The organism is Peptoniphilus sp. BV3AC2 (genome assembly GCF_000478945.1).
Classification (GTDB): domain Bacteria; phylum Bacillota; class Clostridia; order Tissierellales; family Peptoniphilaceae; genus Peptoniphilus_B; species Peptoniphilus_B duerdenii.
Genome location: NZ_AWXD01000008.1, coordinates 258,287 through 270,427 on the forward strand (window position 1 = coordinate 258,287; position 12,141 = coordinate 270,427).

Sequence of the window (12,141 nt, forward strand, 5' to 3'; positions counted from 1 at the left end):
AATTTATTCAAATCTAAGTTTATTTGTATTTTTTCATCTTATTAGGCGTTTTAATTTACATAATTTCTCGCCTATGATAGAATGTTTATGACCCCTAATGGGTATATTATTTACGGAGGTGTCTTATAGAAAAAAGTAACTAAAGATATGCTTATTGGACAAATTATTCAAGATCATCCAAATTCAGTAGCAACTTTAATGAGCTTTGGTCTTGGCTGTGTTATGTGCCCAGCTAGCCAAATGGAATCTCTTGAAGAAGCTGCAATGGTACACGGCATGGACGTTAACACTTTGGTTGAAGCTTTGAATGGTGCTATAGAAAAAGCAGAAGCTTAATTGAAAGGCGAAGACTCTATGTCTTCGTCTAATTTTTTTGAGGTGAATATGACTAAATTTGATTATAAAAATATAAGAAATATTGTTTTTAGCGCCATTTTATTAATTGGAGTCCTTTTTTATATTGAGGCGATTAAAACAATACTTTTAAATATTCTCGGAGTAATAACTCCTTTTTTAGTAAGCGGTGCAGTAGCATTCGTCCTTACTATTCCTATGAATTTTATAGAAAAACTATTAAATAAAGTTAAATCTAAAAAGTTTAAAAAATTTATAAGGCCTATTTCTATTATTTTGACTTTGATTTTAACCTTTGGAATTATAACTCTTGTTATAGCTCTTATAGTTCCACAACTTATAAATGCTGTTGTAACTATTGAAAAAAATCTGCCTGCCATTGCACAAAAGGCGATAGACTTTCTAAAATCATATAGTTTCACAGAAGCTTATGGAGAAAAGCTCGATAAATTTGTAAACAATCTAAGCTGGAACCATCTTTTCGACAGGATAAAAGGATTTTTCGACGGATCTAACTCATCTATCGCTAAGTCAGTACTAGGAACTGCATCAGGAATCTTTGGTTCCATTGCCAATGCCTTCTTCTCTTTTATATTTACGATCTATATTTTGGCAGACAAGGAACACCTTTCTTACCAAGCTAAGAAACTTGTAGATGCAATATTTTTAGAAAAGGCTCCTTATGTTAAACACGTGCTTTCAATGACTAAAAATAATTTTTATTACTTCGTAAAGGCACAACTTATAAAGGCATCCATCATGGGTATTGTGACATTTATCATGATGATGATTCTTGGTCTACCATACCCTAGCATGATTGCAGTAATAGCTGCCACCACAGATTTAGTTCCACTTATCGGACCTATTATAGGAGTATTCCTCGGAGTATTATTCATCCTTATCGAATCACCGACACAGGCACTTATTTACGCTATCCTTGGAATTGTGCTTCAACAACTCGAAGGAAATATTCTAGATCCAAAGCTCGTTGGAAATTCTCTCTCCATTCCGCCTATGTGGTCACTCTTTGCAGTGGTTGTCGGTGGATCTTTATATGGTGTGGTGGGCATGTGGTTATTCGTTCCACTTTTTGCAACCCTTTATAAAGTAGTTAGTGAGTGGTCAAACTCTAGACTTAAAACAAATTAGATGAATTATGGAAAATATTATTTTAAAACTCGGCGGATACGATACTCCCCACGAAAATCGTGAAAGAATCTCTACCTATGCTTCCCTAGTCGGAATCTTTTCAAACGTGGTTCTTTCTTTTATCAAAATTGTCATAGGAATTATTTCCGGATCCGTATCTGTTTTAGCTGACGGGGTTAACAATGTATTCGACGTTATGAGTGCAGTGGTTACCATAATCGGAGTGAAACTCTCCAAGAGACCTCCCGACAAGGAACACCCTTACGGTCACGGAAGAATAGAATATTTAGCAGCAATGGTAATTTGCATATTTGTATTTGCAGTTGGAGTTCAATTTTTAATTGCATCTTTTAAAAGACTTAAAGATGGAACCATAGATAGCTATTCAAACCTTGCGTTTATATTGATTCTTCTATCAATCGCAGTAAAGGTATATCTATTTACATTTTATAGACACTTAGGTCACAAAATAAATTCCACTCCCCTTATCGCCACAGGAACTGACGCTCTAGGGGACGTGCTAGTTACTTCAGTAGTAATGGTAAATATTATTTCAAATAAATTCTTTCACTTCCATGTCGATGGAATTGCTGGGATAATCGTATCAATATTTATAATTTACTCAGCATTTTCTCTAATAAGAGATACGGTCTCTGATATTATAGGAGCAAGTCCTGATGAAAATTTAATAAAAGAGTTAAAGAAGAGGATCAATTCATACGATCATGTGGTGGATTCCCACGACTATCGAATCGTATCCTTCGGTCCGGAAGATAAGTTTGCCATAGTGGATGTGGAACTTCCTCACGAGATGGATATCTACACCGCCCATGCAATCATAAGTGAGATCGAAAGAGAAGTCGGGGACGAAATGGGCATAAGACTTATCATACACATCGAACCACAGGGAATGACTGGAGAAAAATATATAAAAGCAGAGGAAAAGATCAGAAGTGTCATGGACAGATTAAATGGATTTGTAGATTTTCATGACCTTATAATCACATCGGAAACTTTGAGCTTCGATGCGGTTATTGATGGCAATCTCCTTAAAAGTACCAAGGAAAGAAAAGAAATGGTAGATAGAATTACCAACGAAATAAAGAAAGAAATCCCAGGATACAAAATCCTAGTTAGAGCAGGAGAAAGGTTTTAGATATGAAGATTATAATCTTTGGAACCAAGTTAATATCAGAACAAGTAGTTAAAAATTTAGAAATATATGACGATGAAGTAACAGTAGTCGGCTATCCCGACAAATTCTACAATGATTTCGACAAAAAATCTGCAGAAATTATCTCTGGAAATCTTTTGGATGACGAGTTTTTATCTTCACTTAAATTAGAAAGCTATGACTACTCTCTTATCTTAGAAGATGATGACTTTTTAAACTTTGTACTTTCAAAAATGTGCAAGAAATATGGAGCAAAAAATATCATCACCAAGGTAAATAGGTACGACGACATAAATTTCATCATAAAAAATAAAGAGTCCTTTGGAATAGATTATATTATAAATGAAGATCTAGAGGCGTCTAAGTACATCGTGAAGATGGTGGAAGAAGATATTGGATTTAAGTCAGATATATTCGCCGGTGGCAAGGTACTTCTCTCAAGCATAAAAGCTCAGTACGCAGAGGATTTTGTAAATAAAAAGCTAGAAGATATAGGATTATTATCAACCGTTAGAGTTGTTGGAATTCTAAGAAATAGCGAGCTTATCATCCCAACTGGACAGACCATAATAGAAAGAGACGACCTAATCTATGTAATGGGTCTTTCGTCAGATATAATTTCTCTAAAAAATACTTATTTTTATTTTGAAGAACATAGACAGAAAAAGGAAATGACTATCATCGGCGACTCAAACTTAACTAGAGCTCTTGTAGAAAATGTAACTGAAATGAATATAAAAATTGTGGAAGAAGACAATGAAAAATTAAGAGATCTTCGCAAGAAATATCCAGAAGCATTTGTAATTAAAAATAATTTTAAAAACGAACTTAAATCTTCACAAGAAGAGTTCAAAACTGCGGATGTACTCATAGCTTCCACAGAAGAAGATGAGCTAAACATAGCCGTAGGACTTCTCGCATCGGGAATTGGAATAAAAGATATAATCTTAAAAGTTTATTCTAGAACTTACAATAAATTTATCGACTCACTTCCTGTAGATGCGGTCATAAATCCAAAGATAATCTTGGTTGGAAAAATTCTTAACCTTATTGGTAAGAACGCAGGGCTAAACATCTACCACATGTTTGGCGACAGAGCCGAAGTTTTAGAAGTGAAATTAAAAGACGATTCACATCTAATCGGCAAGACCATGGCAGAGTTAAATCCACCTAAAAATATTGTAATAGGCGCAATAATAAGAAAAGATAATCTCGCCATCATCCCAATAGGAAAATCCGAAGTTGCAAAGGACGACACATTAGTAATCTTCTTTAAAAAAGAAAATAGAAATGAACTTCTAAGCTTCTTAGGAATATCTAAAAGAAGAATCTTTCCTAATCTATTTGGAGGCAGAAGATGAAGTTAAATAGTGTTTGGGATGAAGTCTTAAAGGATGAGTTTGACAAGCCCTACTTCAAAGAGACCATGTCACTTTTGGAAGAAGAATATAAAAATTATAAAATCTATCCAAAGAAAAGTGATGTGTTCTCAGCATTTCGTCTAACAGATTATGACAAGGTCAAAGTGTTGATACTAGGGCAGGATCCATACCACGGATACAACCAAGCCCACGGACTGGCATTTTCAGTGAAACCAGGAGTTAAAATTCCACCGAGCCTTGTAAATATTTATAAGGAACTAAATTCCGATTTAGGAATAGAAATACCAAGTACAGGATATTTAAAATCATGGGCAGACTCTGGAATCATGCTTCTAAACACAACCTTAACCGTTCGTGAAGGATCACCTATGAGCCACTCAAAAATCGGCTGGGAATTCTTCACAGATAGAGTCATAGAAGCGCTCGATGAAAAGAAAGAACCAATGGCATTTATTCTTTGGGGATCTCACGCAAGATCAAAGAAGAGACTTCTAAAAAATAGGGACCATTTAATCATAGAAGGACCACACCCAAGTCCGCTTTCTGCATACAGAGGATTTTTCGGGTCCAAACCATTTTCAAAAGTAAATGAATATTTTATAGAGCACGGGGAAAATCCCCCTGATTGGAGGATAAAATGTTAAGATCAGAATTTTTAGAATATATTGATACAAAAGTTGGCGAAATACCTACCTGGGTCATACGTCCAAAAGAAAAAAAGGATAAGTACAAAACCATAATCTTTTACCACGGCTGGGGCTCCTGTAGAAATAACCAAGTATTTAGAGCTAGTATCTTCGCATCATATGGATACCAAGTAATCCTACCAGAAGCGAGATACCACGGCGAAAGAGGAAGCCTAGATTACGAAAAAGATGAAGTAAAAAGAGACTATTTTTTAAGAGTCCTTATGCACAATATAGAAGAATCTGTGTCAATTTATAAAGCTGCAATAGAAGAATTTAACGCAGACGAAGAAAATATATATGTAAGTGGACACAGCCTCGGTGCAATCACAGCAGGTTCCATCTATACATTTAACAAAAAGATAAAGGCAGCTCTCCTCTTTAACGGAAGCATGAACTGGCAAAAAATCGTAGAAGATATAAAAAGTTTAGAAGATGAAAAAGATTGGACTCTAGATAGAAGGTACGAGTTCTCCCTTCAAATGGATCCTATGATTCATATAGAAGACATGGAAAATAGACCACTATTTATGATTCACGGAGAAGAAGACGACATAGTAAATCCAGAGTACGATAGAGAATTTTATAAAGTTGCAAAAGAAAGATTTGACGAAGGCAGAATAATTTTCGAAACATTTGAAAAGACCACCCACCAAATCACAACCCATATGCTTGAAAGAGGAATAAATCTCTTAAAAGAAATTGAATAAATTTATAAATCTCCTTATAAGGAGATTTTTTATTTAACATTTTTAAAATCTTCAAAAATAATTAAACTACTTAACAATTAAGTTTTGCTTAATTTCTTTTTAAATGATAAAATATATTAAGAGGTGTTTATGGAAAAGAAATTAAGAGAAATATACAACAAAAAAATTATAAATCAGTGGATAGAGCCTGATGCTCCAAAAGAAGAGACCGATAAAAATTATGAAGATTTAAACTTAGTTATGGATTCTATGTATCGCTTTGTCCTCTCATATTCAAACTATTTTAACCAAAGAAGAGACTATGGTTCAGGACCAGAACTAACTATGGTGGAGGTCCACATACTTACAAATATTTCTGATAACCCTGGTACTACAGTGACATCGATTGCAAAAGATTGGAATAGAACCACATCTGCTATATCCCAAACCATCAGAAAACTTCTAAAACAAAAGCTAATCATTAGAGAGAACTCAGAAGAAAATGGAAAGATATACCACCTATATACTACAGAACTCGGCGAAGAAGTAACTCTAGCCCACAAGAGATACGATAATATAGATATTTTAAAGACAAATAAAAAACTACTTAAAACTCTAACTGTTGATGATCTAATATCTTTCGATAAGGTATGTAGTCACTACAACGATCTTTTGACAAGTACAAAAGAAAAATAATTATATAATAAAATTTTATTAAAAGTTAAGATAATGTTTTCTTCTATTTGTGTTAAATTAGTGATATAATAAATTTATAGATTTTAACAGTAAAAAGGAGGAACTATGCAAAAGAAAAGTTTTTTTAATAGTTTAATATTCAAACTATTACTAGGTATTATCATAGGTATATTCGTAGGCAATATTTCAAACGAATCTTTTATTGCAATAATTGACGCAATCAAAAGAATCCTAGGCGACGTTATAGGATATGTAGTACCACTAATTGTCTTAGGGTTCATCACCCCGGCAATCGTTAGCCTTAAAGAATCTGCAGGTAAGATTCTTTCAACTTCATTACTTATATGCTATATTTCATCAGTTGGAGCAGCAACTCTAAGCTTTATAGCAGGAAGAATTATTATTCCACATCTAAATATCGCATCTCAAGTTGGTGCAGGTAACGAAATCCCTGAAGCAATCTTCAAGCTTTCAATCTCACCAATCATGCCAGTTATGACAGCACTTATCACATCTGTACTAATTGGTCTTGCAGTACTTGGAACAGGAAGCAGCACTTGGGAAAGTCTTCTAAAAGAATTCAACAATGTAATTCTTTGGATCGTTGACAAGGTTGTTATCAGAATACTTCCACTATATATCGGAGTTACATTTGCAGAATTAAGTTACCAAGGAACTATCATTAACGAACTTCCAGTATTCTTAAAAGTTATACTAATCGTAATCGTTGGTCACTTCATCTGGATGACTCTACTATACTCAATAGCAGGAATCATAAGTAAAGCAAACCCAAGAGAAGTTTATAGACACTATGCACCAGCATACGTTACAGCTCTTGGAACAATGAGCTCTGCAGCAACACTATCAGTTGCTCTTAAATGTGCAAGCAAATCAAAAGTTCTAGATCCAAAGATCAGAGACTTTGTAATTCCACTATGTTCAAACACTCACCTTTGCGGATCAGTACTAACAGAAGTATTCTTCGTTATGACAGTATCTCAAATCTTAACCGGACAACTACCTGAAACTTCAAGTATGATTACATTTATACTTCTACTTGGAATCTTTGCAATAGCAGCACCAGGAGTACCAGGAGGAACAGTAGTTGCATCTCTAGGACTTATCATTTCAGTTCTAGGATTCAACGATACAGGAACAGCACTTATGCTTTCAATCTTTGCACTTCAAGACTCATTTGGAACTGCATGTAACGTAACAGGTGACGGAGCGATCGCTCTTATGGTAACAGGAATCTTTAAAAAAGTTCCAGGCCATGGAAACAATCCAGTTTACGTACCAGAAGAAAATGCAGAAGCAAAATAAAATAATAAAAATAAAGAGGCGTAAAGCCTCTTTTTTTGTTGTAAAAACACCAGCATTTGGTTGGCTTGAATATTTAATTCAATTTATTTAAAGACTTATCTAGTCTTTTAAAAACCGCATTTATTCATAATAAATTACATAGCTTGATAATACTACTAGCTCTTACAAGAAATCATTTCTAACTTAAAACTAGTAAAGCAAAAACTTTTCTGTTAAACTATACACATGGAAAAAATTTTTAAAAATAAAAAAAACGCAATAATACTTTCATTATTTGCAATGCTTCTTTGGGGGTCTGCCATACCCCTTATAAAGACGACCTACAAGGTCATGCAAGTACCTAGTGACGATTTTGGTTTGAAAATTTTGATAGCAGGTGTAAGATTTTTCATGGCAGGAATCTTAGCCCTTTTTTATCATCAATTTTTCAAGGCTAAGGATGGAAAACATTCAAAATTTAACGTTAAATTTGTTGTAGTCCTATCCCTATTTCAAACTACTTTTCAATACTTTTTCTACTATATAGGACTCTCCAACACCAACGGAGTAAAAACTTCAATAATCCAAGCCTTTGGATCTTTTTTAATTGTCATCATGGCAGCAGCCTTTATACCTGGAGAAAGACTAAACCTAAACAAGGTGCTAGCAGTAATCATAGGAACTGCTGGAATTTTAGTCACAAACCTAAATAGCGATGCCGGTGGAGGGATAAGTCTAAAAGGAGAGGGTTTCATAATAATAGCCACCTTCTTCAATGCACTTGCAACTATACTTGTTAGACTGAAAGGAAGAGATCAAGATCCATTCCTATTGACAGGAAGCCAATTCGCCCTCGGCGGCTTAGTTCTTATTTTGGGAGGCATCTTCTTAAAAAAAACTGCCTTCTATCTAAGCCCCTTAGTCTGTATCATGATCGCCTATGGTTCTTTCATATCAGCCACAGCTTTTTCTATTTGGACCATAGTACTTCAGTATCATAGCGCTGGAGAATTTGGAATATATAAATTATTCATTCCAATATTCGGAACAATTCTTTCGATAATATTCTTGAAAGAAAAGTTTACATTTTTACTTTTCATAGGTTTGGCTTTAGTTATAATCGGAACTCTCGTTCTTAATATGAAAAATTTAAAAAAGTGTAGTAATAAGTAAATAAAAAAATAATTTTATTTAGTATTTTAAAATAAAAATCCCTGGAGACTAATCCCGGGATTTTTTACTTACGAATTGTCAAAACAAATTAAACACCTATGGAAAGAAAGCAAAAAGTTCTTCTTTAGGTGGTTTACTTCCCACCAGATATTATAGAGTCAAAAAAATAAAATATGATTTAAATCAGGAATAATTACTGGTATCATACTCCAATTTTCATGTTATAAATAATTCTTTATCTCAAAATTTAAAGAACCCTATGATTTAACCAGAGGGTTCAAATTGTTTAATATTTCTTAATTTATATGTCTCTAAATATTGACTCTTAAATTAATAAAAAACTTATCATTCAATATATAATTGTGAGGCATATATTCATGCTAGTTAAATATTAAGAAAGTAATTTTCTAATTAAAAATACTATATTTTATATTATTGTGATTTAAACTAAACTCCAAGATGTAAAAGTACGAAATAGTACAAAACACTTACAATAAGAAAAGTAAAAATCATTGGTGCTGTTTTTCTTAACATTGCTCCCAAGCCAACTCCATAATATTCTGCACACGCTGGTAAACAAACGTGTATAGGTGTCAATTGCATTGCTGCATAGCTAGTACACATTAATAATATGAAAAGAGGTGTAAAACTTTGACCTGGAGCAATGGCTTCAATAGCTATAGGAATACCAAGTATAATCATCGCTTGTGATCCACTTATCATAGTTCCAAAAAGGAATAGTAAAAACATTATAACTTCCCCTGGTATAGGTAAGTGTTCAAATAAAACTGGTAATCTTTGTATTACATTTGCCGCCGTTAGTATTTCTTTAAATATCATTATTAATAACATATTTAGCATCAAGTTCGTTTCAAATGCTTCTATTGATATGGTTTTTATAGATGATAGTTTAAATCTATTAAAAATCGTATAGGCAATTAAAATTATAAGAACGGATAACCATACTTCTACATTAAAAGCTATTATAAGTACAACAATAGCTATAACAGTCCAAAGAGAAGTAAATAGTAACTTCCAATTATTTGCTGCATTGGAATCTATTGAATGTGAAACCTCCTTAGGAATTTTGCGTAAATATATAAATCTTCCTATTAGCAATAATGATAATGCCATAGGTAACATTAATAATACAAAATTTCCTACAGATACCCTACCCTCTGTTAAATTTATTGCAACCAAAATTGATGTGTAAGTAGGGAAAAACAGCTCTGAAATGTGTCTGAAAAAACTTGTTACGGCTGCTTGCTCTGAAACTTCCAAATATCCATCAGTGTTTGGTTTTACAAAATCTGCACAAATAAATACGGTTGCAACTGAGGGCATCATTCCTAAAATCATTGGCGCAACTGAGGTGCTTATTCTTCTATTTTTAAAAATATTATCTATAGAATCTTTAGCGTTTTGCAAATCTCCTTTTTTCTGAAGCATTTTTTGCAAAAATGTTATTAAATATAAAACCAATAACAATTGAATTGTACCCCAACTTGTAGCACCTGTAAAAACAGATCTTAAAGTTAAATCAACTGGTATTTTAAAAAGCAAAACTGTAGATAGAGTCGCAACAATTATTGCTAAATGAAGAGGTTTGTTAAATCTTAAAACTACTACAATACTAGCAAAAACTACTGCTAGTTTTAGCAAATCCATCATTTTATTTATTCAATCCTTCTATAATTTCTGCAAATTCATCAGCATCTGGCATATCACATAGATTCTTAGCATAATGTGCCTTTAAAATATTTCCTTCATTATCTAAGATAAAGTATGCTGTTAGTTGAAGTTCATTTCCTTCATATTTCCCATGTTCAAGTCCAAGTTTTTTGGCTTCAAGTAGTTTTCCAGCAATTCTTGTATCTGCCAATTCTAATTTTGATTTAGCAGCTTTAATGTCAAACTCTTTGTATAATTTTTGTTCAGGATCAAGTAAAATTTCAAATGGCAAATCTTTTGCGCCCTTATCTTCTTTAAGAGTATCTCTTTCAGATTGAAGAGCAACTAGTAATTTAACATTTAAATCTTCTAGTTTTTTAATGTTTTCCTTAAAATCGACCATTTGAAGTTGACAAAGAGTACATCCAAAATATCTTAAAAATACTAATAAAGTCTTATCTTGACCTTCTTTTAAGAAATTATAAAAATCTACTTCATCTTTATTAAAAGTATCAAATTTAAAATCTAATATTTTTTCTCCTTCTATTAATTTTGGCATAATTTTCTCCTTTTATATTTATTTTAAAAAATAACTCGATTTTAGAAACCGAGTTATTTTATAATTAATTTCCAACTTTTCTAAAAAATATCTTATTTTACAAAAACATATTTTTTCATTCTATCAAAAGCTTCTTTTACTCTTGATAGTGGTAGTGCTAAGTTTAATCTTATATGGTGAGGACCGTGGAACATTCTTCCATCTTGCCATGCAACTCCAACGTCCCAACCTGCTTTTTCTATTTCTTCTATTGTTACATTATTCTTCTTGCAATAGTCTGTGCAGTCTATGAATAACATATAAGTTCCTTGAGGTTTGCTGTATTTTACTCCATCGAAGTTTTCATCAATGAATTTCGTTGCATAATCAAGGTTCCCTCTTATAGTTTCAATCATTTCTTGAGTCCATTGATCTCCTATTTCTGAATATGCTCCTATAAGTCCATACATTGATAGTACGTTCATACTGTTGTAATGGCCTAAAGATGATTCTTTTAGAATTCTATCTCTTAGCCAGTCGTTATAAATAACGTGGTAACTTCCTATTAAACCTGCTAGGTTAAAAGTTTTTGATGGTGCATAAAGAGCTATAGTTCTTTGTTTGGCATCTTCTGATACTGATTGTGTAGCTACATGAGGGTTTTCTCCTACTATAATATCTGACCAAATTTCATCTGATATTACATATACATCATGTTTTTTGTAGATTTCCATAGCTTTTTCTACTTCTTCTCTTTCCCATACTCTTCCTGTAGGATTGTGTGGTGTACAGAATATTGCAGCATGGATTTTATTATCTACAATCTTCTTTTCCATATCCTCATAGTCCATTCTGTAGATGTTGTTTTCATCTAAAACTAGTGGTGAATGGATTATATTGTATCCGTTATTTTTCAAACATCCTGTAAATCCTATATATGTTGGAGAATGCAAAAGTACATTGTCGCCCTTTGAACAAATTATGTTCATGGCACTTATAACTCCACCTAGTACTCCATTTTCATATCCTATATATTCTTCTTTAATATCGTCTACATGTTTATATTTTTTATGCCAATTAATGATTGCTTCATAGTATTCTTTTCTTGGTGCAAAATATCCATATAGAGGATGTTTTGCTCTTTCTATGATAGCTTCAGGAATACTTGGTGCAGTTTCAAAGTTCATATCTGCAACCCACATAGGGATTATGTCAAAACCTTCCTTTGGTTTATCTGGTGCAAATCCCGGTCTTGATCCTAATGCTTCTACTGCAATAGCATCTTTACCTACTCTGTCAATTATTTTTTCAAAATCAAATTTCATTT

Annotated in this window: 12 protein-coding genes; 9 read left to right on the top strand and 3 right to left on the bottom strand. The window is 32.9% G+C overall.

The window, feature by feature from the left end; translation table 11 throughout:
- Positions 1 to 147: 147 nt before the first annotated feature.
- The 9 genes from HMPREF1252_RS03065 (at position 148) to HMPREF1252_RS03105 (ending at position 8,605) form a co-directional block, all read left to right on the top strand.
- Complete coding sequence (locus HMPREF1252_RS03065) at positions 148 to 336, top strand: DUF1858 domain-containing protein (RefSeq protein ID WP_023059177.1); 189 nt, start codon at positions 148 to 150, stop codon at positions 334 to 336.
- Positions 337 to 384: 48 nt separating this feature from the next.
- Positions 385 to 1,503 carry an AI-2E family transporter gene (locus tag HMPREF1252_RS03070; RefSeq protein ID WP_023059256.1) on the top strand — a complete coding sequence of 373 codons (1,119 nt, stop codon included), beginning with the start codon at positions 385 to 387 and terminating at the stop codon, positions 1,501 to 1,503.
- A gap of 7 nt (positions 1,504 to 1,510) precedes the next feature.
- The gene (locus HMPREF1252_RS03075) at positions 1,511 to 2,659 is read left to right on the top strand and encodes a cation diffusion facilitator family transporter (RefSeq protein WP_023059325.1); all 1,149 of its coding nucleotides are present in this window, start codon (positions 1,511 to 1,513) and stop codon (positions 2,657 to 2,659) included.
- 2 nt (positions 2,660 to 2,661) lie between these two features.
- On the top strand, positions 2,662 to 4,038 hold the full coding sequence (locus HMPREF1252_RS03080) for an NAD-binding protein (protein ID WP_023059242.1): 1,377 nt from the start codon (positions 2,662 to 2,664) through the stop codon (positions 4,036 to 4,038).
- Entirely contained in the window at positions 4,035 to 4,703 is a 669-nt protein-coding gene (gene ung, locus HMPREF1252_RS03085; RefSeq protein ID WP_023059166.1) for a uracil-DNA glycosylase, read from the top strand. Before HMPREF1252_RS03080 ends, ung begins: the two co-directional genes overlap by 4 nt.
- Positions 4,697 to 5,455: a S9 family peptidase gene (locus HMPREF1252_RS03090; protein WP_023059383.1), complete on the top strand. Its 759-nt coding sequence runs from the start codon at positions 4,697 to 4,699 to the stop codon at positions 5,453 to 5,455. Before ung ends, HMPREF1252_RS03090 begins: the two co-directional genes overlap by 7 nt.
- A 129-nt stretch (positions 5,456 to 5,584) precedes the next feature.
- Positions 5,585 to 6,130 (top strand): MarR family winged helix-turn-helix transcriptional regulator, encoded by a 546-nt coding sequence (locus HMPREF1252_RS03095; protein ID WP_023059295.1) that lies wholly within the window; start codon positions 5,585 to 5,587, stop codon positions 6,128 to 6,130.
- A 105-nt stretch (positions 6,131 to 6,235) separates the two neighbouring features.
- Positions 6,236 to 7,453, top strand: coding sequence for a dicarboxylate/amino acid:cation symporter (locus HMPREF1252_RS03100; protein ID WP_008901532.1), 1,218 nt, complete (start codon positions 6,236 to 6,238; stop codon positions 7,451 to 7,453).
- 225 nt (positions 7,454 to 7,678) lie between these two features.
- Complete coding sequence (locus HMPREF1252_RS03105) at positions 7,679 to 8,605, top strand: DMT family transporter (protein WP_023059138.1); 927 nt, start codon at positions 7,679 to 7,681, stop codon at positions 8,603 to 8,605.
- Between the two features lie 447 nt (positions 8,606 to 9,052).
- Here HMPREF1252_RS03105 and HMPREF1252_RS03110 read toward each other — a convergent pair whose 3' ends face one another.
- The 3 genes from HMPREF1252_RS03110 to HMPREF1252_RS03120 form a co-directional block, all read right to left on the bottom strand.
- Positions 9,053 to 10,276, bottom strand: a complete 1,224-nt coding sequence (locus HMPREF1252_RS03110; protein ID WP_023059332.1) for a DUF401 family protein — start codon at positions 10,274 to 10,276, stop codon at positions 9,053 to 9,055.
- Between the two features lies 1 nt (position 10,277).
- Positions 10,278 to 10,835 carry a peroxiredoxin-like family protein gene (locus tag HMPREF1252_RS03115; protein WP_023059162.1) on the bottom strand — a complete coding sequence of 186 codons (558 nt, stop codon included), beginning with the start codon at positions 10,833 to 10,835 and terminating at the stop codon, positions 10,278 to 10,280.
- A 92-nt stretch (positions 10,836 to 10,927) separates the two neighbouring features.
- A complete protein-coding gene (locus tag HMPREF1252_RS03120; protein ID WP_023059389.1) occupies positions 10,928 to 12,139 on the bottom strand; it encodes a MalY/PatB family protein in 1,212 nt (403 codons plus the stop codon).
- Positions 12,140 to 12,141 lie beyond the last annotated feature (2 nt).